Annotated in this window: 21 protein-coding genes; 17 read left to right on the forward strand and 4 right to left on the reverse strand. The window is 52.4% G+C overall.

Annotation, left to right across the window (positions count from 1 at the left end):
- The first annotated feature begins 49 nt into the window (after window positions 1-49).
- The 14 genes from M2396_RS00050 to M2396_RS00115 all read left to right on the forward strand — a co-directional run bounded on the left by M2396_RS00050 (window position 50) and on the right by M2396_RS00115 (window position 15,661).
- Window positions 50-1,072 carry an NAD-dependent epimerase/dehydratase family protein gene (locus tag M2396_RS00050; RefSeq protein WP_259072235.1) on the forward strand — a complete coding sequence of 341 codons (1,023 nt, stop codon included), beginning with the start codon at window positions 50-52 and terminating at the stop codon, window positions 1,070-1,072.
- A 64-nt stretch (window positions 1,073-1,136) separates the two neighbouring features.
- A complete protein-coding gene (locus M2396_RS00055) occupies window positions 1,137-2,330 on the forward strand; it encodes a hypothetical protein (protein WP_259072236.1) in 1,194 nt (397 codons plus the stop codon).
- A 1-nt stretch (window position 2,331) separates the two neighbouring features.
- On the forward strand, window positions 2,332-2,868 hold the full coding sequence (locus M2396_RS00060; protein WP_259072238.1) for an acyltransferase: 537 nt from the start codon (window positions 2,332-2,334) through the stop codon (window positions 2,866-2,868).
- The gene (locus tag M2396_RS00065; protein WP_259072241.1) at window positions 2,865-4,193 is read left to right on the forward strand and encodes a hypothetical protein; all 1,329 of its coding nucleotides are present in this window, start codon (window positions 2,865-2,867) and stop codon (window positions 4,191-4,193) included. Before M2396_RS00060 ends, M2396_RS00065 begins: the two co-directional genes overlap by 4 nt.
- Window positions 4,190-5,698, forward strand: coding sequence for a murein biosynthesis integral membrane protein MurJ (murJ, locus tag M2396_RS00070; protein WP_259072244.1), 1,509 nt, complete (start codon window positions 4,190-4,192; stop codon window positions 5,696-5,698). The genes M2396_RS00065 and murJ overlap by 4 nt, the downstream gene beginning before the upstream one ends.
- A 37-nt stretch (window positions 5,699-5,735) precedes the next feature.
- Window positions 5,736-6,650 carry an SDR family oxidoreductase gene (locus tag M2396_RS00075; RefSeq protein ID WP_259072247.1) on the forward strand — a complete coding sequence of 305 codons (915 nt, stop codon included), beginning with the start codon at window positions 5,736-5,738 and terminating at the stop codon, window positions 6,648-6,650.
- 29 nt (window positions 6,651-6,679) lie between these two features.
- Window positions 6,680-7,690, forward strand: a complete 1,011-nt coding sequence (locus M2396_RS00080) for a polysaccharide biosynthesis protein (RefSeq protein ID WP_259072249.1) — start codon at window positions 6,680-6,682, stop codon at window positions 7,688-7,690.
- The gene (wecB, locus tag M2396_RS00085; RefSeq protein WP_259072251.1) at window positions 7,683-8,810 is read left to right on the forward strand and encodes a non-hydrolyzing UDP-N-acetylglucosamine 2-epimerase; all 1,128 of its coding nucleotides are present in this window, start codon (window positions 7,683-7,685) and stop codon (window positions 8,808-8,810) included. The genes M2396_RS00080 and wecB overlap by 8 nt, the downstream gene beginning before the upstream one ends.
- Window positions 8,811-8,876: 66 nt before the next feature.
- Window positions 8,877-10,001 (forward strand): glycosyltransferase family 4 protein, encoded by a 1,125-nt coding sequence (locus M2396_RS00090; protein WP_259072253.1) that lies wholly within the window; start codon window positions 8,877-8,879, stop codon window positions 9,999-10,001.
- Between the two features lie 40 nt (window positions 10,002-10,041).
- Complete coding sequence (locus tag M2396_RS00095) at window positions 10,042-10,638, forward strand: sugar transferase (RefSeq protein WP_259072255.1); 597 nt, start codon at window positions 10,042-10,044, stop codon at window positions 10,636-10,638.
- Entirely contained in the window at window positions 10,635-11,267 is a 633-nt protein-coding gene (locus tag M2396_RS00100) for an acetyltransferase (RefSeq protein ID WP_259072258.1), read from the forward strand. Before M2396_RS00095 ends, M2396_RS00100 begins: the two co-directional genes overlap by 4 nt.
- Before the next feature lie 81 nt (window positions 11,268-11,348).
- A complete protein-coding gene (locus M2396_RS00105; RefSeq protein ID WP_259072261.1) occupies window positions 11,349-12,530 on the forward strand; it encodes a DegT/DnrJ/EryC1/StrS aminotransferase family protein in 1,182 nt (393 codons plus the stop codon).
- Window positions 12,531-12,633: 103 nt separating this feature from the next.
- Window positions 12,634-14,631: a nucleoside-diphosphate sugar epimerase/dehydratase gene (locus tag M2396_RS00110; protein ID WP_259074201.1), complete on the forward strand. Its 1,998-nt coding sequence runs from the start codon at window positions 12,634-12,636 to the stop codon at window positions 14,629-14,631.
- Between the two features lie 703 nt (window positions 14,632-15,334).
- Window positions 15,335-15,661, forward strand: a complete 327-nt coding sequence (locus M2396_RS00115) for a ComEA family DNA-binding protein (RefSeq protein WP_259072262.1) — start codon at window positions 15,335-15,337, stop codon at window positions 15,659-15,661.
- 40 nt (window positions 15,662-15,701) lie between these two features.
- Here the strand turns inward: M2396_RS00115 and M2396_RS00120 are convergent, their stop codons facing one another.
- The gene (locus M2396_RS00120; protein WP_103438184.1) at window positions 15,702-15,869 is read right to left on the reverse strand and encodes a DUF2897 family protein; all 168 of its coding nucleotides are present in this window, start codon (window positions 15,867-15,869) and stop codon (window positions 15,702-15,704) included.
- 179 nt (window positions 15,870-16,048) lie between these two features.
- On the opposite strand from M2396_RS00120, the gene pyrF reads away from it, so the two are divergent.
- Together pyrF and M2396_RS00130 are read left to right on the forward strand one after the other, a co-directional pair.
- Window positions 16,049-16,750, forward strand: coding sequence for an orotidine-5'-phosphate decarboxylase (gene pyrF, locus M2396_RS00125; protein WP_259072265.1), 702 nt, complete (start codon window positions 16,049-16,051; stop codon window positions 16,748-16,750).
- A gap of 223 nt (window positions 16,751-16,973) precedes the next feature.
- Window positions 16,974-17,735, forward strand: coding sequence for a lipopolysaccharide biosynthesis protein (locus tag M2396_RS00130; protein WP_409035084.1), 762 nt, complete (start codon window positions 16,974-16,976; stop codon window positions 17,733-17,735).
- A gap of 40 nt (window positions 17,736-17,775) precedes the next feature.
- Here the strand turns inward: M2396_RS00130 and M2396_RS00135 are convergent, their stop codons facing one another.
- From M2396_RS00135 to M2396_RS00145, 3 genes are all read right to left on the reverse strand, one after another.
- Window positions 17,776-18,777 carry an NADP-dependent oxidoreductase gene (locus tag M2396_RS00135; RefSeq protein ID WP_101321610.1) on the reverse strand — a complete coding sequence of 334 codons (1,002 nt, stop codon included), beginning with the start codon at window positions 18,775-18,777 and terminating at the stop codon, window positions 17,776-17,778.
- A gap of 164 nt (window positions 18,778-18,941) precedes the next feature.
- Window positions 18,942-19,790, reverse strand: a complete 849-nt coding sequence (locus M2396_RS00140; protein ID WP_259072269.1) for a lipopolysaccharide kinase InaA family protein — start codon at window positions 19,788-19,790, stop codon at window positions 18,942-18,944.
- Window positions 19,791-19,838: 48 nt separating this feature from the next.
- Entirely contained in the window at window positions 19,839-21,032 is a 1,194-nt protein-coding gene (locus tag M2396_RS00145) for an MFS transporter (RefSeq protein WP_259072272.1), read from the reverse strand.
- Window positions 21,033-21,156: 124 nt separating this feature from the next.
- Between M2396_RS00145 and M2396_RS00150 the strand changes: the two genes are divergently transcribed.
- Window positions 21,157-22,581 (forward strand): PLP-dependent aminotransferase family protein, encoded by a 1,425-nt coding sequence (locus tag M2396_RS00150; protein WP_259072274.1) that lies wholly within the window; start codon window positions 21,157-21,159, stop codon window positions 22,579-22,581.
- The last annotated feature ends 900 nt before the right edge of the window (window positions 22,582-23,481 follow it).

The raw sequence follows: 23,481 nt of genomic DNA on the forward strand, positions 1-23,481 counted from the left end.
TGGCCCGCAAGGGTGACCTCCCTAACTATCTCTGTGCGAGCGTGGATATATGACTACTTACGAGGATTTAACCCAGCGTCTCATGACCGAAAAAGCCACATGGCTCATAACGGGTGTAGCGGGTTTCATAGGTTCCAACCTACTCGAAAAACTACTTAAGCTAAATCAAAAGGTGATCGGCCTAGATAATTTTGCGACGGGTCACCAGCGGAATTTAGATGAAGTCAGAGGCGCGGTGACGCTTGAACAATGGGCTGCATTTGAGTTCGTTGAAGGCGATGTTCGTAACCTCGATGATTGTCACAAGGCTTGTAGGGGTGCAGATCATGTACTTCACCAAGCTGCGCTCGGTTCAGTGCCTCGTTCGATCAACGACCCTATCACTACCAATGCGACGAATATTGATGGTTTCCTGAATATGCTGGTCGCCGCTCGCGATGCAGGCGTGAAGAGTTTCACCTATGCGGCAAGTAGCTCGACCTATGGTGATCACCCAGCGCTCCCCAAAGTAGAGGATAAGATTGGCAAGCCACTTTCTCCGTACGCAGTGACGAAATATGTCAATGAGTTATACGCTGAAGTATTCGCAAAGACCTACGGTTTCAAAACAATAGGGCTGCGCTATTTTAACGTGTTTGGACGGCGTCAAGATCCCAATGGCGCGTATGCAGCAGTGATACCAAAGTGGACTGCGGCTATGTTAGCCGATGAGGACCTGAAAGTTAACGGAGATGGTGAAACCAGTCGAGACTTCTGTTTCATCGAGAACGTAATTCAAGCCAATCTCTTGGCTGCAACGGCAAATGAGGCAGCGAGAAATCAAGTTTACAACGTTGCGCTCGGTGATCGAACTACGCTGAATCAACTATTCTCATACTTGATTGAAGCGTTGGCGGAAAATGGTGTTAGTTACAAGCGGCCGCCAGTATATGTGGATTTCCGCGAAGGCGATGTGCGCCACTCACAGGCCGATATCAGCAAAGCAAATAACCTTTTAGGTTACGATCCCAGAATTGATATAAAAGAGGGGGTCAATAGGGCCATGCCGTGGTACGTAGAGCTATTTAAGTGAAGCTGAGGAACGGTGGCATATGCAGGCTCCTTACTGTAATTAGCACATTTGAAACGGGGGCGGAATGAGTAAGGGTACTGTTTTCTATATCGGTGGTTTTGAATTGCCTGATAAGAACGCAGCAGCACTGCGTGTTATTGCAAACGGCAAGATTCTTCGTTCACTTGGATATGAAGTGGTCTTTGTTGGTGTTGATAGCTCGCTGCGAGCTGGGTCAGATGCTCAGCGTGCCCTTTATTCAAACTTCGAATGTTGGTCGGTTCCTTACCCCAAGACGAGTGTCGAATGGGTACGTTATATTTGCGGCCTTCAAAGCGTTATGGGTGTTCTTCGAAAGTCTCGCACAGACAAAATGGTCGCTGCTATTTGTTATAACTACCCGGCTGTCGCAAGCCTACGAATCCGGCAACACTGTCGCAAGTTCGGTATGAAATTTATAGCAGATGCTACGGAGTGGTACGATGCCAGTGGCGGCCAATTAGTTCATCGACTAATCAAGTTCGCTGACACAGGCTTGAGGATGCATTTGGTAAATCAACTCTGCGATGGCGTTTTCACCACGAGTAAATATCTTACTGATTTTTATTCGAAAAGGGGGAAGACTACAGTCGAACTGCCTACACTGTTCGATGCAACTGTATTCTCGGCACCGCCCCTGCGAGACCCAGAGTCGCCTAAAAAATTTATCTATGTGGGCTCACCGTTTGATGTCGGTCGAGTAAATCGAGATCGCACAAACTTGAAGGAACGTTTAGATTCTTGTATCGAGCTTTTTTACGAGCTGTATCTCAAAGGTAAGATTTTCAGTTTTGATGTATATGGGATTTTAGAGGCAGACTATCTAAAAGTTTTCCCCGAACACGTGTCTGTCTTAAAGAAAATGATGGGCGCTGTGCGATTCCACGGACGAAGGCCTAATGCTGAAGTTTTATCATTTATCGCACAGAGCGACTTCAGTATATTTTTTAGAGACAAGACCAGAGTGACCCTTGCCGGGTTCCCTTCGAAATTGGCAGAGTCGATTACCATCGGTACTCCGGTAATTTCAAATACAATGATGAGTTTGGAACCCTATAGTGATGCTCCTGGGGTCATGCTCTTTGAAAAGGGTGGGGCGGTGAGAGGTGTTGAGTCGCTAATTGACCTCTCAAGTGATGGGGTTGACCAACTCAAGCGTAGGGCGTTCGAATCTAAAACTTTCAGCTATGAACAGTACGTATACGCAGTCTCAGACTTTATAGAAAAAGTGAGAATCTGACATGAATTTTCGTCGACTTCTGAAAATATTTACAGTTCCCTTTTCTAGGTTCTATGCTGTTTACGACCCCGTGGGGTATGCGCGGTATCGAGGAGTAAATATTAAGGGGGCGGTGAAGATCTATGGCTCCAGCTACTCGATGTTTAGTTCAGAGCCATATTTAGTAACGCTTGGTGATAATGTATTCATCAGTGTCAACGCAAATTTCGTATGTCATGATGGTTCCACGTTGCCCTTCCGTAGAGACATTCCAGACTTGGAGTTGGCTGGTGAGATTAGTGTAGGTAACAACGTCTTCATTGGTATGGGTGCACTCGTGCTTCCGGGAGTTAGTATTGGTAATGACTGTATCGTAGGTGCCAATTCTGTGGTAACTAAGAGTGTGCCCGACGGTTCTATTGTTGCTGGTAATCCAGCTCGAATAGTTGGTGAGACGGCGGAATTTGTCGAGCGGGCACAGGTTAAGTCTTTAAAAATAGGTCACCTAAGCGGCAACGAAAAGGTGGCGGCTTATAAAAGGATATTTAACAAGCCATGAAGATATTAGGCTATCGGTATTTGCCTGCAAATATGTACATGGCGTATTCGGTTTTTGTGTTGTTGAGTCTTTATATTGGCCCTATAGAATATATAGGGATGGACAGCATTTTGCTTTTAGCTTTCCTGGGGCCAGTATTGCTCTTGTTTTATTTGGGGTTCATACTCGGTGCACGAGGAAGCCTCCCTGAAAGCGCCAACGCTTTTCAACAACGCCGCCATTCTTTCCGCCAGATAAAAAAACTCATGGTAATGATGTTGTTTAGCGGGGCAGTGTCGGCGATTTTGCAGTGGTACTTTTTCCTGACTACGGGAGGAGGGTTATCATTCAATTCTATAGGCGAAAGTTATGTAGCTGGCTACGAAGGGTATGAGCGTGGGCGGGCGAGTGTGGATGCTGCCTATGTTCTTAATATTTTACAACAGAGTTTAACTCTGCTGCTATTGCTGTTTGGGTTTTACTATTACTCATCGCTGGGTCGGATTTCCAAAGCGACATTTATTTTTGTGGTTTTAACTTATTTATTGGTAAATGTTCTGGGTGCGGGTAAGCAAAAGTACCTAGGCGACCTTGTGATTTTTACATTTTTTGGTCTTGCAGTGAACTTTGCTGCTAGTCGCCGCCGATTTAAAATTTCAACTGTAATTCTGTCAGTTGCAGCAGGGGTATTGATATTTGCGTTGTTTGTCGAGATTCTTCGACAACGTTATCAAGCAGCGGGTATCAATATCGATAATATTTACGATAAAACTCATGCATTGATTGTTTGGAACAGAGATGCCTCGCTATTCGAGCTGGTGAATACCGATTACGCGCTCGCGTTAGGCATCTTTCTTGGGTACTTTACTAACGGTTTGAACGGGCTATACCTAAGTCTGACGTTGCCATTCGAATGGTCGTATTTTGTCGGTAATTCATATTCCCTGGGTCGTATCATAGAAATTATATTTTCAGCAGACGGAGCCGTGCTTCATCATACTTACCCCTATCGGGTTGGAGAAGTCTATGGATGGGGTTTTGATAAATGGCACTCAATGTTTGCTTGGTTGGCGTCTGATATTACCTTCCCGGGTGTAGTTATGTTCGCGCCACTGTTTGCATTCGTTTACGCGCGTGTCTGGATTCAGGCGATTAGATCTAGTAATCCTTTTGCGGGCGCGCTATTTATTTATCTGTCCATGGGCCTTGTCTTTAGTTACTCAAATAATCAATTGATGCACAGCCTTTCCGGCGTGCTGGTGTTGTTTTTTCTGCTGGTGGGTTGGCTTATTTTTCCAAATCGAAATTTTTCGACTGATCCCACAATTGAGAGGGGCGAGCCATGATAGGAAAACGCCACGGATTAATCGTGTTAGTGTTTTTTATCGTGATTATGGGGAAAGTAAGCGGATTATTTAAAGATTTGATGTTTACCTATTACTATGGAGTGTCAGATATAACGGATGGTTATTTTTTAGCTAACTCCATGTCTTCATTGGTTTATATTGCACTGTATGCGACCGTGCCTGTGTTAGTCGTGCCTCTATATTCGCGGCTACTCACTCAGGGAAATCAGAAGGTAACAGACTCTAGTCTTACAGTATCGATATTTTTTTTATGTTTTGTATCGGCGGTGTTAGCAGTTGTTGTAGGTTTTTTTTCTGATTATTTGATAGAAGTCATCACGGGTGGGGCAAGCGAGCAAGTCAAAGCGCTCGCAAGTGATTACTTGCGGATAATGGCGGCAACGTTTGTGCTATCTACTGCGGTGGGTTTTTTCAACGCGTTGCAAACGGTCAGGAAGTTATCCTTGCCCAGCTATATAGTCCCGCTAGTAAATAACATGGTCTTTTGCTCAGGACTGGTATTGTTCAGCCCGGAAGAGGGGTTGTCTAAGGTTTTATGGTTAGGTGTTGGAGGTTGGGGGCTATTACTAGTAAGCAACATCCTATTGTCCAAGGGGTACTTTTCGCTATCGACTTCCGGCGCTTGGCGTAGACTCAAGGAAATATCGCTGTTGGTGTTGGTCATGCCCGCGCTGCTTGCGTTTTTTATTGAGCAGGTTAATGGATTTGTTGGTGTGTATTTTGCCTCGAGTCTAGAGGCTGGAGCGATTTCTGTACTGGGTTATGCTGGTAAGCTGAATCTAATCTTTATATCGATTTTTCTAGTGTTCTTGACAGCAAAGTTATTTCCTAGAATTGCAGCGCTGGCAACCATCGAGTCAGGACGTGAATTGGGTGCTTATTTGTCACGTTGTGTGCGAATTATAGTGCTTGTGTCCTTGCCTGTTATTAGCTACATGATCTTTTACAGTCAATCAATAGTGGGTCTGCTCTTCAAGCGTGGAAAGTTTCTGGAAGAAGATGTCTCTCAGGTTTCCAGTCTCCTATCAATTTTACTGATCGCAGTTCCATTGGGATTGATTCGAGACCTTATGAATCGATTTTTCTTTGCTCGCGGTCGTAATGGTACGCCGATGCTGTTGTCACTCTTCGCTCTGATAGTGAACTTCATAATAAGTTTTTATATTCATGCCGACTTTGGCTTGAAAGGGCTGGCTACAGCCATGGTGGTATCTACACTCATTTGCTGCGGCGCCTCCATACATTTGGTCGCGCGGGATATCGGCGTGCGCTTAATGAAAAATAATTTTTGGGCATTACTGGTGGCAGCAGTCAGCCTGTTAGTCTCATTCTTGTTGTTAATGCTCCTGGATAACACCCTGTCAACGTATTGGATTGTTCTGTTCTTCCCATTCTCCTGCTGTTATATCGCTGTTCTGTATATATTCCAGGTGGAAGAGTGTGTCAACGCTGTCAATTGGATCAAACGCAGATGTGTTTTATAGTCGCCTTGATACAGGCTGAAATTTTAAGGGGTCACAAATGCGAGTGCTAATACTGGGTGCTTCGGGTATGCTCGGAAGTGCCATGATGCAGATATTCAGGCGCGATGTAGATCATGAGGTTTTTGGGACGCTACGCAGTCCATCCTCACTGCGTCTCTTGCCGGTAGCAATGCACAGTCAATTGCTAACCAACATTGATGTACTTGATCAAGACGTATTGGTGCGTACGCTGCAACGGGTCCGGCCTGATGTCGTCATCAATTGTGTTGGCCTGATTAAGCAGCTCGGTGATGCCAAAGATCCTCTTATCGCTCTACCGCTGAATACTTTATTTCCTCAGAAACTCTCACGGCTCTGTGGTTTGGCAGGCATTCGACTGGTGCACATTAGTACGGACTGTGTGTTTTCCGGGCGTGATGGTATGTATAAAGAGGAAGACATATCTGACTGTGAAGATTTGTATGGGAAATCAAAATACCTCGGCGAAATTCATGATGAGTCGTCTGCGATCACTCTTCGTACCTCGATCATTGGTCATGAGTTGAACTCGGCTGTTTCGCTCGTAGATTGGTTTTTGGCCCAGACTACCAGCGTGAAAGGCTACGCGAAGGCCATTTTTTCAGGGCTGCCTACAGTAGAGCTTGCTTCTATAATTAAGAATCAGGTCCTGGTAAACCCTCATCTATGTGGCCTCTACCATGTAGCGGCGGCGCCAATTAATAAATTTGATTTGCTGCAATTGGTCGCATCTGTGTACGAAAAGTCTATTGACATCAAACGAGACGAGTCAGTAGCGATTGATCGGTCGCTGGATGCCACCAGATTTTTGGTAGCGACTGGCTATCGAGCTCCTTCGTGGCCCGAACTCATTCGCAAAATGTACAATGAACAAAAGCTACGTGATACAGACCTGGCCGTGCTTAAACCGGTCACTATGTCTCCGGATGCATGACAGTTATAATTTACTCGGGTGGAATACGCATGTTTGATAATAAAATCTTGATGATTACCGGCGGTACTGGATCGTTCGGCAACACAGTGCTGAAGCGTTTTCTGAATACGAGCGTAAGTGAGATACGGATTTTTAGCCGAGATGAAAAGAAACAAGAGGACATGCGTATTGCCCTCTCAAATGACAAAGTGAAGTTTTACATTGGAGATGTACGCGACTATCAAAGTCTAGCTCAGGCGATGACCGGCGTGGACTATATCTTCCATGCAGCAGCTTTGAAGCAGGTTCCGTCCTGCGAGTTTTATCCTATGGAGGCGGTCAAGACCAACGTGATTGGTACTGAAAACGTACTCAACGCTGCGGTGGCGATGGGGGTCAAGCGGGTTGTGGTGCTTAGTACGGACAAAGCAGTTTATCCAATCAATGCAATGGGTATCTCCAAAGCCATGGCCGAAAAGATTATGGTGGCTAAATCACGGATGATACCTAATGATGGTCCGGTTGTTTGTGCAACGCGGTATGGTAACGTAATGGCGTCTCGGGGCTCAGTTATTCCTTTATTCGTAGAGCAGCTTAATCGTGGAGAGTCGTTGACAGTAACTGATCCGGAGATGACGCGATTTTTAATGTCATTGGAGGACTCGGTTGATTTGGTTTTGCATGCATTCGAACATGGTCAACAAGGGGACATATTTATCCAAAAAGCGCCTGCTTCAACAGTGGGTGATTTAGCAGAGGCGCTGAAGCAACTGCTTGGTAAAACTGCTCCTTTGAAAATAATTGGCACTCGCCATGGTGAAAAACTCTACGAGTCCCTTGTGTCACGAGAAGAGATGGCCAAAGCAGAGGACATGGGCCGATACTACAGAGTTCCTGCCGATAATCGCGATTTAAATTACAAAAAGTACTTTGTAGAAGGTGAGCAAAAGATATCTGATGGCGACGACTATACCTCTCATAATACCGAGCGGCTTGACGTCGAAGGTGTCAAGCGTATCCTGCTTCAACTCGAATTCATTAAAGGAGTGCTCAATGCTTAAGGTAATAACTCTAGTCGGCACCCGCCCTGAATTAATCAAGATGAGCCGTGTTATTGCGGAACTGGACAGGCAGGTTAATCATGTGCTTGTCCATTCTGGTCAAAATTATGATTATGAATTAAATCAGGTTTTTTTCGAAGAGCTCGATATCCGTAAACCTGATCACTTCCTGGGAGCAGTAGGTGAGACGGCCGCGCAAGCGATCGCGGAAGTAATTCGTAAATCTGACGAAATTTTCGAACTTGAGAAACCGGATGCATTGTTGCTGTACGGGGACACCAACACGTGCCTCGCAGTAATATCGGCCAAACGCAGGAAAATTCCGGTCTTCCACATGGAGGCAGGAAATCGTTGCTTCGATCAACGCGTACCTGAAGAACTTAACCGGAAGGTCCTTGATCACCTAAGCGATGTTAATATGGTGTTGACCGAACACGCACGCAGATACTTGATGGCCGAAGGTATTCGCCCAGAGACAATTTTCAAGACGGGTTCGCACATGAGTGAAGTCCTTGATCATTATCTCCCCAAAATTCGCCAGTCTGACGTTTTGGAACGAATGGGGCTTACTGCCGGGCGTTACTTTGTTGTCAGCACCCATCGTGAAGAAAATGTTGATAGTCCGGAAAATCTTAAGGACCTGATTGATTCACTGAACGCGCTGGCCAACTATTATGATATGCCAATAATCGTGTCAACCCACCCTCGTACTAGGAATAGACTGGAATCCAGCGGGGTGACGCTTGATAATCCACTGATAAGTTTCATGAAACCCTTTGGTTTTTTAGATTACATTAAACTGCAGATGTCGTCATTCTGCGTGCTTTCGGACAGCGGGACCATAACCGAAGAGGCCTCGTTGTTAAACTTGCCTGCTATTACGATCCGTAATGCACATGAGCGCCCCGAAGGTATGGACGAAGGTACATTGGTCATGAGCGGCCTCAAGCCAGAACGTGTGCTTGAGGCCGTCAAAGTAGTTACTAGCCAGCATGACGTAGATCGCCCCATCGTCTCTGTGGTAGGGGATTACCAAGGCGGAACGGTTTCCGTAAAAGTTGTCCGCATCGTGCTCAGTTACGTTGATTATATTAATCGAACAGTTTGGTCTAAGTCATAAGCCCAACAGATCTATCATTGTTATATGATTGCGGTATTACTTACACATAACTTTGCGATTTTGACTATGAAATATTTGATCATTGCCAGCTTCCCCGAGTCATTGTTGAACTTCCGCGGTGCACTTATGGAAAGCTTGAAGAGCAAAGGTGTAAGTGTTCACATAGCCGCGCCTGATCTGCCCGTGGATTCCGCTGTCAGGAAGCAAATCGAAGACCGCGGATATATTGTTCACCCTATCGAGTTGCAGCGAGTGGGTATGAACCCTTGGAAGGACCTCCTCTGTCTGATAGGGCTATGTCGCTTGCTCCGAAAAATCAAGCCAGATGCCGTTCTCGCCTATACTGTCAAACCTGTGGTGTATGGCCTGCTAGCTGCTCGTTTGATGGCTGTTCCTAAGCGCTTTGCCTTAATTACCGGGCTAGGTTACGCATTTCAGGGAGATGAAAGCGGCCGGTCCTCTAGGAGTGGTTTGCGCTCACTGGTGCAGAAACTCTATGCATTAGCGTTGCGGGGCTCATGCAAAACATTTTTCCAAAACCCCGACGATTTGAAGTTATTCAAGGAAAGAAAATTAATCTCTTCGTCCGCTCAGACATGTGTCGTCAATGGTTCCGGCGTCGATCTCAATAAATTTGAGTTGACTGCTCCTCCAACACCAATCAGTTTTTTGTTGATTGCGAGATTGTTAGGAGATAAGGGTGTTCGTGAATATGTTGCTGCAGCTCGGTTGATTCGACAATCGCAACCCGAGGTTATATTCAATTTGGTGGGATGGATCGATGATAATCCGGACGCTATTAGTGCCAATGAATTGGATGCTTGGGTAAAGGATGGCACTGTCCAATACTTGGGGCGCCTTAATGACGTTCGACCTGCGATCCGTGCAAGCAGTGTCTATGTATTGCCTTCCTATCGAGAAGGAACGCCTCGTACCGTGCTGGAGGCAATGGCGATGGGCCGCGCGATCGTGACAACAGATGCGCCGGGTTGCAGAGAAACAGTGCTCGATGGCGTCAATGGTTACCTTGTAGAGGTCAAGAATTCTGACAGTTTAGCTCAAGCCATGCTACGTTTCTTGCAGGATCCGAGCAAGGCTGAGACTATGGGGCAGGCTTCTCGTAAAGTTGCAGAAGAAAAGTACGATGTGCACATGGTTAATCAGATGATGTTACGCGAGATGGGTGTTTAAGACATAGCTATTAATTATTACACTTGTATGTAGGTGTTTCATGTTCAAACGTATTTTTGATGTGGTTTTTTCGTTGCTGGGCTTACTCGTGCTTTCACCAGTTATCCTATGGGTAATTTTAAAAATCAGGCGGAACTTGGGATCTCCAGTTTTTTTTCGGCAAGAACGTCCTGGTTTAAACGGTCGCCCCTTTGAAATGGTTAAGTTTCGAACGATGCGTGACGCGTTCGATGCTTCGGGAACTCCGCTATCCGATGCGGAACGTATGACAAAATTCGGCGCCTTTTTGCGAGCTACCAGTCTTGATGAATTACCAGAACTCTGGAATGTGCTCAAAGGAGATATGAGCCTGGTCGGCCCTCGTCCATTGTTGATGGAGTATCTACCACTCTATAATGAACGTCAGTCCAGACGCCATGCTGTGCGGCCGGGTGTCACGGGCTGGGCCCAAGTTAACGGGCGCAATTCGATAAGTTGGGAAGATAAGTTCGACTTGGATCTTTGGTATGTGTCCAATCATTCTTTGATATTGGATATGAAAATTATTCTGTTAACGTTGAAAAAAGTTGTCAAACGCGATGGGATCAGCGCTGAGGGGGAAGTGACAATGAGCAAGTTTACGGGTACTAAACCGTGAAAGTTCTTGCCATTCTCGGTGCCGGCGGACACGGAAAAGTGGTTGCAGATACTGCGGAAAGCAACGGCTGGGATTCAATTGTTTTTTTCGACGATGCTTGGCCTGTCTTGCAAAAGAATGGTGTTTGGGCAGTCGTGGGTACGTCGAGTGACCTCATCAGAACAGTCCAGGCATTCTCGGGCGTCGTTGTCGCGATTGGTAATAATGCGATTCGGCGCGCGAAACTAACCGAATTAGCGGCTATCGGCGCATCTCTCGTGACTTTAGTTCATCCGAGTGCGATCATCAGCAGGTATGCTTCACTCGGTCTGGGCTCTGTTGCGTTCCCGGGTGTCGTAGTGAATGCAGAGGCAGTTGTCGGCGAAGGCGCGATCCTCAATACTGGGTGTAGCGTCGACCATGACTGCCGGGTGGGCGCTGCTGTGCATCTATCGCCGGGAGTACGTTTGGCAGGCGGGGTAGAGGTAGGAGATTGCTCTTGGATTGGAATCGGTGCAACTGCTCGCCAGTTAGTCAAAATTGGTAATAATGTCGTTGTTGGCGCATCGGCTGCAGTGGTCAGTGACCTACCAGACGACACAGTCGCTATGGGCGTCCCGGCACGTATTGTAGTAAAACAGGTCCGTTGAGGTTCGCGCGCGTATTAGATATACAAATCTAGGTCAGCAACGCTGTTGGCCTCTGACTACTCTTTTTTCAGGAACGGTTCAGTGCTAAATTCTTCGTTTTCTCCTTGGCCATCTTTCACCGAAGAAGAGGCTGATCGCGCGCGCGATGTTATTTTGTCTAATAAAGTGAATTATTGGACCGGTCAGGAATGCCGCTTATTCGAGCAAGAGTTCGCAGCATGGGCCGGGGTGAATTATGCAATTGCGCTCACTAATGGAACGGTGGCTTTGGACCTTGCGCTGTATGCACTGGGTATAGGTCCTGGTGACGAAGTTGTTGTAACCTCACGCACTTTCCTTGCTTCCGTCTCAAGTATCGTCAATTCTGGCGCAACCCCTGTCTTTGCAGACGTCAATCGTGATTCTCAGAATGTGGATGTAACCAGTATCACTGCGGTGATAACTGAGCGAACAAAAGCCATCGTCTGTGTTCACTTGGCCGGCTGGCCATGCGATATGGATCCTATCATGGACCTCGCGGCAAAGCGTGGCTTTAAAGTCATTGAGGACTGTGCTCAGGCCCACGGTGCAACCTACAAAGGGCGTCCGGTCGGTTCCATTGGGCATATCGGAGCTTGGTCTTTTTGCCAGGACAAGATAATGACCACAGCCGGTGAGGGTGGCATGGTCACCACTCGTGATCCGGATCTGTGGGCTCAGATGTGGTCGTATAAAGATCATGGTAAGAGTTGGGAGGCTGTTTACGAGCGTCAGCACGAGCCCGGTTTCCGCTGGCTTCACGAAAGTTTTGGCACTAATTGGCGTATGACCGAGGTTCAAGGCGCGATCGGGCGCATACAATTAAAGCGAATGCCGTTCTGGCATACTCAGCGACATGCTAATGCCAAACTTATCTGGTCGTGCGCTCGTCGGCTCCCTGGATTGCGCGTTCCTGCCCTGCCTGATGACATCACGCATGCTGCCTATAAATGCTATATCTTTGTGGATCCGGAGCAACTGTGTGCAGGTTGGACAAGAGATCGCATTATTAATGAAATAACCGCGCAAGGAGTGCCATGCTTTTCTGGATCCTGCTCTGAAGTGTACTTAGAGAAAGCGTTTGAGGGCACTATATGGAGGCCTGCAACTCGGTTGCCAGTCGCGAAGGAGCTCGGTGAAACTAGCCTTATGTTTTTAGTTCACCCTACTCTAACGCCAGATGAAATGTCTCAGACGTGCGTTGCTCTGGAAAACGTTATGCGACAAGCTTGTAAAACCTCCTAGATAGAGACTTGTGCATCGCTGGACGTGGGGTGTTCGTTGCGCCTTGAGCTTATTGAAATGGAGGTTATTTAGAGTGGTTCGTAATCAGGAGGGTGGGTACATGATGGGGAAAATTCGAACAGGGATGCTCTCATTGCCCCGCCGTCATAAACGTGCGCTCCAAGTCGTCACCGATGTTGCGCTGGTGTGGTTTGCGCTCTGGATGGCGTTCATTGTTCGTCTTGGTACCGACGAAATTTTTGAGACCATCAGTCTACATTTTTGGCTTTTTGTAACAGCGCCGATTATTGCCATTCCAATATTCATTCGATTCGGTATGTACAGGGCTGTTATGCGGTACTTTGGTAATGATGCACTCATTGCGATCTTTAAGGCCGTCTCCCTATCTGCTCTATTGTTTGCCGTTTTTGTTTATTGGCATAGTAACCACTCTGTTATCGTACCCCGGTCCATTGTCTTCAATTACTGGTGGCTTAGCCTCGTGATGATTGGCGGACTCCGACTCCTCATGCGTCAGTATTTTCTGGGCGACTGGTTCGCCGCGCGTCAGCATGTGCCTTTTACTAGTCGGGACAACGGTCTGCCTAAAGTCGCGATTTATGGGGCGGGTGCTGCGGGAAACCAGCTGGTCGCGGCGCTGCGAATGGGGCGGGTCATGCGCCCTGTGGCTTTCATTGATGACGATGAAGGTGTTGCAGATCGGGTGATTTCTGGACTTCCGGTATGCCGCAGCAAAGACATTCAAAAGATGATCGACATGACCGGTGCCGAAGAAATTCTGTTAGCCATTCCTTCCGCCACGCGTGCGCGTCGCCGTGAAATTCTTGGGTTTTTAGAAGGTTATCCGCTACACGTACGTAGTATCCCTGGTTTTATGGACTTGGCTAGCGGTCGAGTGAAGGTCGACGACATTCAGGAAGTGGATATCGCAGACCTGCTTGGTAGAGATCCTGTGCCAGCACAAAATGAGCTTCTGGCGCGCTGTATTTCCAAGAAAGTCGTCATGGTTACAGGTGCCGGCGGGTCCATTGGTTCGGAATTATGTCGTCAGATTCTCATGCTGAAACCCAGGGCACTACTACTTTTTGAACACAGTGAGTTCAATCTCTACAGTATTCATAGCGAGTTGCAGCAGCGGATTGATCGTGAATCGCTACCTGTTAATCTCGTTCCCTTCCTCGGCTCAATTCGTAATCAAAAGCATATTTTTGACACCATGACAATGTGGCGCGTTGATACAGTGTATCATGCAGCAGCCTACAAACATGTGCCGATGGTGGAGCACAATATTGCTGAAGGCGTGCTCAATAATGTCATCGGGACATTGAACACTGCTCAGGCGGCACTGAAGGCGAATGTTTCCAATTTTGTGCTGGTATCGACGGATAAAGCTGTGCGTCCGACCAATGTTATGGGCGGTACTAAGCGGTTAGCCGAAATGGTATTGCAGGCGCTGAGCCAAGAGGCGCAACCTCTATTATTTGGTGAGTCCGATCATGTTTTTCGGTTAAATAAGACTCGTTTTACAATGGTTCGCTTTGGAAACGTGCTCGGCTCCTCGGGGTCTGTAATTCCGCTTTTCCACAAACAAATCAAGTCCGGTGGTCCGTTAACTGTTACCCATCCGAAGATTACTCGCTATTTCATGACGATTCCTGAGGCTGCTCAGCTGGTGATTCAAGCCGGTTCAATGGGACTGGGGGGCGACGTATTCGTACTGGATATGGGAGAGCCCGTCAGGATTGCCTCATTGGCTGAGAAAATGATTAACTTATCAGGCTTGAGCGTAAGATCGGAAACTAATCCACATGGTGATATTGCCATTGAGTTTAGTGGTCTGCGGCCAGGTGAAAAACTTTATGAAGAACTATTAATTGGCGATAATGTCTCGCCAACACAACACCCCATGATTATGACGGCGAACGAAGAATGCCTTACCTGGGAGCCTCTCAAAGAGCACCTTTCGGCTCTGGTTCAAGCTGTGACTAGGGAGGATTTCACTTTGGTAAGGCAGATACTTCGTGATCTGGTCAGCGGATACGAACCTGAGGGAGAAATAGTAGACTGGGTACACTTGCAACGTCGACTTGACATTTCTTAGATCGATTCGCAGCGCTTGATTGGTGGCGTTTACTCTTTCGGGCAGACCGTTGGAGTTCTGAGTACGACTATCAATGGGAACCCGGCCACCTCCGCGAACCGCGTGGATATTTCTTCAGCGCGCTAGATATACCCTATTGCCATAGACGGAGTAACCCTAGCCCCAGGTAATGTCGTGAGGGTCCATACTTATCACAATTATTGGCCCGGTGACGAACCGATCGCCGCTAATTAAGTTAGCTGGCCTAATGAGCGGCGTAGCTAGGTACACAGGTACTTTTCTTGATGGTTCGGGGCAGGCAGGAATATTGCGAAGGGCTCGAAAGTTTGCATGTAGAAGTACACTGATAAATAACCGGCGGAGTTCACCAGAAGCACGCCCAGTGCATGACATCGATAATGAGGTTCGCATGGACAGGGATTTTACTGTTGATGCTATTGCTCTGTTTTCAAATATGTTTCCATCAGTTGCGCTTGCATGAGAGCATTTTGCTGATGCTCGTATTGAGATCGTGCCTGCTTGGAATTATCCTACATATACCTTATCTCTTTCTGCAGTGATGGCGGACGATATTGGAATCGCTGTTTAAATCAGTAACGCATTCCCTTAGGTGCTCGCTTCTAAAGTGACCTGTTCATCGCTATTTTAATAGGGCAGCCAAGGAACGCTGCCAATATTTTATTAGCCGACAGGAGTATCCTATATGCCCAGTACTGTTCTTTCCTATCTGTTGCTCCCTTTATTCGCAGGCCTTTCATTCTCTGTAAATGCCGCACCAGCCGCAGTACCTGAGCCATTTCCGGTAGTAGCTCAAGCCGCCACAACGCCATTGGCCAAAACCAACCTAAACACTGCCGACGCCTCCACCCTCCAGCGCGAACTAAACGGCATCGGCCAAGCCAAAGCCCAGGCCATCGTCGCCCACCGCGAGGCAAACGGCCCTTTCCAGTCCGTTGATGAGCTTCTGGAGATCAAGGGAATCGGAAACGCCCTGATGGAGCGTAACCGCGACAGGCTCACCCTGGAGTAAACCCCAAGCGATGGCCGGCCTTGCGCCGGCCATCAATCATTCATAGGTCTTTGGATTCCTTGGCATCCATCTGCGCGTTACGTTCATGCACCTTGCGCAGCTGCTCCTCTGTCAACGGCAGCTTCTTCGCCGTATCACGCAGCATCATCAAACCACCCACGATCGAGCCGATGGCAACGACCAATATCAACCAGGCATACCAAGGCATCGTCATTCTCCTACGGGCAGTAAAAAGCTTCGCTAGTACCAATTACGAGCGGACGCCTCGCCCTTTGGTTCCATTATAGCCCTCGCAACCCCGGCCATTCTCGTGACCTGCGGCCTGCAAAGCGCACCCCACTTGGTTTACAATGCGCGCCGTTTACGACCCGCCATGAGACCCTGCCAATGCCTGCTTGCCAGACGCCCCTGATCGTCGCCCTGGATTTCCCTACCCGTGAAGCTGCCCTGCAGTTGGCCGACCAGCTCGACCCTGCACTTTGCCGGGTAAAGGTTGGCAAGGAACTGTTCACCAGCAGCGCTTCGGGTATCGTCGAGACCTTGTGCGCCAAGGGCTTCGAGGTGTTCCTCGATCTCAAATTCCATGACATCCCCAATACCACGGCGATGGCAGTCAAGGCCGCGGCCGAGATGGGCGTGTGGATGGTCAACGTGCACTGCTCGGGCGGCCTGCGCATGATGGCGGCGTGCCGCGATGTGCTGGACAAGCGTAGTGGGCCGCAGCCGTTGCTGATCGGTGTGACTGTGCTGACCAGCATGGAACGTGAGGACCTGGCCGGTATTGGTCTGGATATCGAGCCACAGGAGCAAGTGCTGCGTCTGGCGGCATTGGCAGAGAAGGCAGGGATGGACGGGCTGGTCTGCTCGGCGCTGGAGGCCACTGCACTGAAAGCGGCCCATCCGTCGCTGCAACTGGTGACCCCGGGGATTCGTCCTGCCGGCAGCGCACATGACGATCAACGCCGCATTCTCACCCCGCGCCAAGCACTGGATGCCGGGTCTGATTACCTGGTTATTGGTCGCCCGATCAGCCAAGCGGCCGATCCCGCCCAGGCACTTGCGGCAGTTGTTGCCGAGATTCGCGGCTGAATACAGCCCTGCACAGCCCCCGATAGATGAGTTTTATTTCATAGTCTTCGGGGGAACTACGACCAGCGCCTGAACTCCTCGCCGATTTTTCTGTCAGAATTGTCCGAAAATTCGGATTGGGGCAGACACTTTGGCGGCTACATCGGGCGGTACTGAGACTTCTAAGCCAGTCATTGGTGACTTTGCTGATGTGCGCAACATCGCCAACGGCTCGGTCATCATCATGGCCTCGGGCAGCTCCGCCAAGGACTTCCCGCTGGAGCGCTTCGCCGGTGTGCCGGTAATCACCATGAACGGCGCCATCTCGATGTTCGCCGACACGGCGATCAAGCCGTTCTTCTATATCTGCACCGACACCAGCTTCCCCAAGCAGCAGCCCGAGTTATTCGCCCAGGCGTTGAGCAGCAGCCAGCATGTAGCCTTGTGGTCGGAGCAGATCGCCGAGGTGGCCGGTACTTGCTCTGCCAAACTGTATCCGTTGCAGAAAGCCGCTGGATTTTCCTTGAAACAGTCGATGTCGCAAGGGCAGTCCGCGTGCGTGCGCCCTCGTTTTGCCTGGAATGCGCGTGCACGCTCGATCGGTTTCAGCAAGGACCTCAGTGAAGGCTTTTTCGATGCGCGCACAGTGGCATATGCGGCGTTGCAGCTAGCTTATCATCTGGGCTTCAGCAAGGTATTCCTGGTCGGGGTGGACTTGAACCAGGCCGCTGGACGCTTCTATGAAACAGCCGATTCTGCCAAGTCGCCCTGTGGGCTTGATCAGCATTATGAAGGGCGGGTATTGCCGTCGCTCAAGCTGATGGCCGAGCGGGTGGTGGACGAGCGTTTTGCCGTGTTCAACCTGTCTGCAGCGTCACGCATCCCGGCTTCGGTGATCCCAAAGATCACTGTCGAGCAAGCGCATTCGATGGTTTTCCGCAAAGGTGGTGCCAGGCCAAGGTCACTCAACGCTGAGCATCCCCAGCAGCAGCTGATGGCGGGGTAACGCCCAAAGGCGCTTCGCCCGCCATCCAGTGGCTACTTGATCAGACCTTCAACACCAACTTGCCGAAGTTCTCGCCGTTGAACAGCTTGAGCAGGGTTTCCGGGAAGGTCTCCAGCCCCTCGACCACATGCTCTTTGCTCTTGAGCTTGCCGCTGGCCATCCAGCCGGCGATCTCTTGTGCGGCCTTGCCATACTCCTTGGCGTGGTCCATCACCACAAAGCCTTCCATCCGCGCACGGTTGACCAGCAACGACAGGTAGTTGGCCGGGCCTTTGACCGCTTCCTTGTTGTTGTACTGGCTGATAGCGCCGCAGATGACCACGCGGGCCTTGAAGTTGAGGCGGCTGAGCACGGCATCGAGGATGTCGCCGCCGACGTTGTCGAAGTACACGTCGACACCTTTCGGGCATTCGCGCTTGAGCCCGGCCAGCACGTCTTCGGCCTTGTAGTCGATGACTCCGTCAAAACCGAGTTCATCCTGCAGGTATTGGCACTTGTCCTTGCCACCGGCGATGCCGACTACACGGCAGCCTTTGAGCTTGGCGATCTGGCCGGCGATGCTGCCAACCGCGCCGGCGGCGCCGGAGATGACTACGGTCTCGCCTTCTTTCGGTTGGCCGACGTCGAGCAGGGCGAAGTAGGCGGTCATGCCGGTCATGCCCAGTGCCGACAGGTAACGGGGCAGGGGTGCGAGATTGGGGTCGATCTTGTGCAGGCCCTGCGGCTCGCCGGTGAAGTAGTCCTGGATGCCGAGGGCGCCGCTGACGTGGTCGCCGGGCTTGAAGTCAGGGTGTTTGGAGGCAGTTACCTCGCCGACGCCGAGGGCGCGCATGACCTGGCCAAGGCCCACTGGCGGGATGTAGGACTTGCCTTCGTTCATCCAGCCGCGCATGGCCGGGTCGAGCGAGAGGTACAGGTTGCGGACCTGGATCTGACCCTCGGCAGGCTCGGCGGCGGGCCCTTGCTCAAAGCTGAAGTCTTCGCGGGTGACGGCGCCGACAGGGCGTTTGGCGAGCAGGAAGCGGCGGTTGGTCTGGGTCATGGGGGCTCTCACTGAAAAATGGACACTGCCTTTGATAGAGGTACGGACAGCCGCTGGCAAGGCTTGTGCGCGGGGCGAATGGCCGGTGATCCATCAGGGTGATGGCTGTGAGTCGCCCTGGTTCAGGATATACGGTTGGCTCAAGCGTCCGGGCTGACAGCCTATTAGCAGCCGGCTACCTGGCCCGTAAGAAAAATCTCGCGACGATCCAGGCGCCCGATGTGCTCATGCTTGGCGTATTCATAAACCCGACGGAAGGCGGCCTTATCAATCTCCGGGGCAAAGTTGCTCAGCGCAATGTCCACCCACGCGTCGTACTTGGCTTCGGTGATGTAACGGTAGATTTCGCGCAGGTAGAGAAAGCCAAACTGGAAGCCGAGGGTTTCACTGGCGAATGCAGTGGGTACGAAGAAGCTGTTTTCCAGGTCGATGGCTACGGGTGCACCTTCCTGGCGGTCGCAGAGCATGACGTTGCCGGCCCATAGGTCCATATGGGTGATGCCTTGCTTGTGCAGGCTGAACATCAGTTCGGTCGAGGCATCGAGCACGCGGTAGACGCTGCTGGGGTCTTGCTGCAGCACGCTGAGGCCATCGCTGTAGCCCTGCAGCAGGCGGGTGATGACGAACAGGTCCTGCACCAGCCCAAGCCGGGAGCGGGTGTAGCCAAAGCCCACCAGCTCGGGCACCGGGGCGCCGCGTTGATGGGCTTTGTAGGTATTGATGATTTCTTCGACGGCCCAGTCATAGGTGCCATCACTGCGCGCCGCGCCGCGCTGCACGCGCCACTTTTTCTTCAGGCTGTCGAGCTGCTCGCGCTTGGCGAACAGCTGGCTGCGCTCACAGTCCAGCGGTGCACTGATGCGCTTGGCGCCGGGCACGCGGGCGCGCTCGACCAGGCGTTCAAGGGCCGTACGGGTGTGCTCTGCCAGTGGCGTCTGGAAGTGCAGCGTGGTCCGGTGATGCTTGAGAGTGTAGGGGTACTCTTTTGGCCAGGTACTTGGGTCCGGTGACACACTGCATCCTTGCTTAATAGATCGGTTTTACAAACATTCACACTATTTTCACATTTCTTTCAGATTTGTCCTATAGGCACTGTGCTCTTTTTTGGATCCAAGACGTTTGCTGTGTTGCCGAGCCAGCGCGACGGCGATAGCGACACTGCCCGCCAGCAATGCCATGCCGAACAGCATCAACGCCATGCGCATGCCCAGCCAGTCGCCGATCAAGCCGGTAACGATCACCGGCAAACTGAAGCCGACATAGGCCAACAAAAAGAACCCAGCAGTGGCGCGGGTCTTTTCTTCGCTGGCCAGTTCATTCACCGCCGCCAGCCCGCCCAGGTAGATAAAGCCGTAACAGGCGCTGCTGGCGGCGACGGCGCCGAGCAGCACCGCCAGCAGCGCGCCGCGTTCTGCGCCCCAGGCCAGCAGCGCATAGCTGCAGGGCAGGATGACCAGCCCGAGCAGCACCGCCGTGGCACTTGGCAGGCGCTTGGCCAAGGGCTGAAACAGCACACCGCAGCTGATCACGCAGAACGTGGAAAACCCTGACCAGGCGCTCAAATCATGCTGACGCAGTACTGCCGGCAGCAGCCCGGTGACCAGCCCGACGCAGGCCCAGGCGAGCAGAATGGCGCACCCATACACCAGGCTGCCGGGCGGGTAGCAAGGCAGGCGCAGCATGGCCGCGCGTGCTGCCTGGCGTGGCTCCGGCAGGCGCCAGACCAGTATCAGCGCCAGCGCGGCCAGCAGCAGGTGCAGATAAAAGCTGGCCGGGCTCAGGCTGGGCCCGCGTAGCAGGCACAGGCTGGTCAGCGCAGCGCCCAGGCCGAAGCCCAGTGAGGTGCTGGCAGTGACCCAACTGGCGGCGTTGCTGCTGCGCTCGGCAGGCAGCAGTTCGCTCATGTACACCGTAGCGGTAGCCGAGGCGAGGCCGGTGCCGATACCCAGCAGCAGCCGCGCGACACCAATGCTGTACAGGCTGGGTAGGCTGAGCGCGAGTAGGGTGGCAATGATCGACAAGCTCAACGCGGCGATGATCATCGGCCGCCGGCCAATCCGGTCGGCAAGCCCGCCCAGAGCCAGCAGCACCGGCAGCACGCCCAGCACATAGGCGGAAAACGCCACGGCGGTAGCCGTCGCGCCCAGCCCGGAGAGTTCGGCATAGGTGGTGTAGAGCGGCGCCTGCAGGTTGACTGCAAGGGTGATGATGCACAGGGCGAAGGCGAGCAGGGCGGGGGCGTGGCGGTCGCGCATTGACGCAGGTCCTTGATTGAACGGGTACTGGCTGCAGGCTGCTCTTGCTGTGGGCGCGCAACAAGGCACAGCGGGCAGCCATTTATGCTTAACTGTTCGCATAAAAATCGCGAACAGTTGATCTATGCACCTCACCCTCGATCGCCTCAGCGCCGTGTCGCTGGTTCAGCAACTCACCACCCAGCTGCAAGCGTGGGTCGAGCAGCAACGCCTGCGTCCGGGCGCGCGGCTGCCGTCGATCCGGGCCTTGGCGAAAACCCACGGGGTCAGCGCCGCCTGTGTGATCGAGGCCTACGATCGGCTGGTGGCCAGCGGTTGGCTGGAGGCGCGCCACGGCACCGGCTTTTTCGTCGCCGAGCGCAAGGCCGGGCGGCCTGAGCAGGACGCAGCGCTGTGGGGCGAGACGGTCGATGGCAAGTGGCGGCAGTTCGATGAAGGCCAAGAGGCACTGCTCAAGCTCGGCTGCGGCTGGTTGCCGTCGGCCTGGCGCGCCGCAGATGAACTGGCCCAGGCCATTCGCCAGGTCAGCCGTGGCAACCGGGCTGACCTGTTCGACTATGCGCCGCCGCTCGGCCTGGCCAGCCTGCGCGAGCAGTTGCACAAGCGTCTGGAACGGCTGGATATCGCCGCAGGCACCGAGCGCATTGTCACCACCCACGGCGCCAGTCAGGCGCTCGACCTGCTGGTGCGCGCGTTGCTGCGTCCGGGCGATACGGTGCTGGTGGAAAACCCAGGGTACTACAACCTGTTCAACCTGCTGCGCAGCCACCAGGTAAACATGCTTGCCGTGCCGCGTACCGTCCATGGGCCGGATCTGGACGCGCTGCAGCGCCTGCTGGTCGAGCACCGGCCGCGCTGCCTGTTCATCAACAGCCTGTATCACAACCCGACCGGCACCAGCCTCACGCCCAAGGTCGCCTACCGCCTGTTGGAACTGGCCCGCGAGCATGACCTGCGGATCATCGAAGACGACATCTATGCCGACTTTCAGGAAGGCCCGGCGACACGGCTGGCGACCCTCGACAGTGAGCAGCGGGTAATCTACCTGGCGAGCTTTTCCAAGACCCTGAGCAGTTCGCTGCGGGTCGGCTATGTGGTCGCCGATGCAGCGCTGATCGCGTGCCTGGCCGAGTTGAAGATGGTCAGCGGCATCGGCACTTCGCGGTTTGCCGAGCAGGTGCTGGCGCAGATGCTGGCCAACGGCAGTTATCGCAAGAGCACCCAGCGCCTGCGTGTGCGTCTGGGTCAGCACAGGGCCAGGCTGTTGGCCCAGCTCGAGGCATATGGCTGGCAGGTGTTCGCCGAGCCCAATGGCGGCATGTTCGTCTGGGTGCGGGCGCCCGGGCACGATTTTGCCAGCCTCGAGCGCCTGGCGCTGGCGCATTCGGTGCTGCTCACGCCGGGTGCTGCGTTCGATTATCAGGGGTACAGCAGCGACTGGCTGCGGATCAATGTCGCCTATGCTCAGGACGTGCGCGCCCAGGGGTTTCTGCGCGCGGCGGGTGAGGCCAAAGGCGACCTCGATCATGCTCTGGGCGACATCACATAGCTATTTGACACTATTGTGGCGTCAATCCCTTGTGAGGGGGCTGGCGGCGTTGTCACTCTTGGCGTTCGCAACCGGGGGATGAGCAATGACGGCGAGCAAGCACGGTGTTCTGGCCAACCTGGGCATGGCCCGCAAACTCGGCCTAGGCTTTGCCCTGGTGCTGCTGCTGACCTTGGCGGTGGCGGCGATTGGCGTGGCTTCGCTGTACAGCGTCAGCCAGCGCTTCGACAGCCTGCGGCAGATGACTCAGTTCAACAGCGACCTGCTGCGCCTGCGCCAGCATGAGCAGGGTTTTGCCTTGCGTTCCGACAGCGAGGAGGCCGACAAACTGCGCAACGGCCTGCAAAATCTTCTTGAGCGAGCCCGCGGCGTGCCCCAGTTGAGCGCCACCGAAGCGGATCTGAGCGCCTATGGCCAGGCGTTCGACGCCTTTGTCGAGGCGGTTCAGGCCAAGGAGCTGGCGCTGGACACGGCCAGTTGGTCGGTCTCAAGCGTGGCCAACAACCTCGACGTGCTCCAGGCCGGCCTGGCTGATGACGGCGCCTACACCCTGAAACAATCCCAGGGCCAGCAAGGCAGCGAGTTCCTCGATCAGGCCACGCAGGTGGCAGCCGTCTCGCGCCTGATGCTGCAGGCGATGGACGAGGCCCGTGTGCGCCTGGAGCAAAGCCGCAAAGGCGAGGAGGTCAACAGTGGCCGCATCGCCCAGACCGTCGAGGCGGCCAGCCTGGTCGAGCAACTCAGAAGCGCAGTTGCCGACAGCGGCTATCAAGGTGTGCTCGCCGAGGTCGCCGGGCATATCGCCAGCTTTGCCGACAAGCTCAATGAATACACCGACCTGCTTGCGCAAGAGCAGGGCATCAAGGCGCAGTTGCAGGCGCGCGCCAACCAGGCCACCAG

This window comes from Pseudomonas sp. BIGb0278 (assembly GCF_024809895.1).
GTDB lineage: Bacteria > Pseudomonadota > Gammaproteobacteria > Pseudomonadales > Pseudomonadaceae > Aquipseudomonas > Aquipseudomonas shirazensis.